Origin of the sequence: Paenibacillus popilliae ATCC 14706, from assembly GCF_000315235.1 — a bacterium.
Classification (GTDB): domain Bacteria; phylum Bacillota; class Bacilli; order Paenibacillales; family Paenibacillaceae; genus Paenibacillus_B; species Paenibacillus_B popilliae.
Genome location: NZ_BALG01000045.1, coordinates 1 through 319, shown reverse-complemented (window position 1 = coordinate 319; position 319 = coordinate 1). Strand labels below are relative to the sequence as shown.

Genomic DNA, 319 nt, shown 5'->3' with positions numbered 1-319 from the left:
CCGTTTTTTGCGCAAGCGTGTTAGATCGCGTAGTTCCCGGAGATCTTCGGAGGGCACAAAGCTTTTTTCGATTAGGCCGACTCGCAGTAGCTTGGCAATCCACTCCGCATCGCTAACATCGGTTTTGCGTCCAGGGACGTTTTTGATCCGCTGTGCATTAGCAAGTGCAATGTCAAAATAGCCTTCCAAAATGTTGTATACGGGTTTCCAGTAGATGCCAGTGCTCTCCATTGCAATATGGGTCACGCCTTCGGCTTCCAGCCACGTCATCAAGGCAAACAAATCCCGTGTCATTGTGGGAAAGGTTCGCGTTTGAGCC

The 319-nt window shown here is 50.5% G+C and carries 1 protein-coding gene; it reads right to left on the bottom strand.

Translation table 11 applies throughout. The features are described from left to right. Positions 1 to 319, bottom strand: a 319-nt coding sequence (locus PPOP_RS05225; protein WP_042227509.1) for an IS110 family transposase, incomplete at both ends; no start/stop codon positions are given.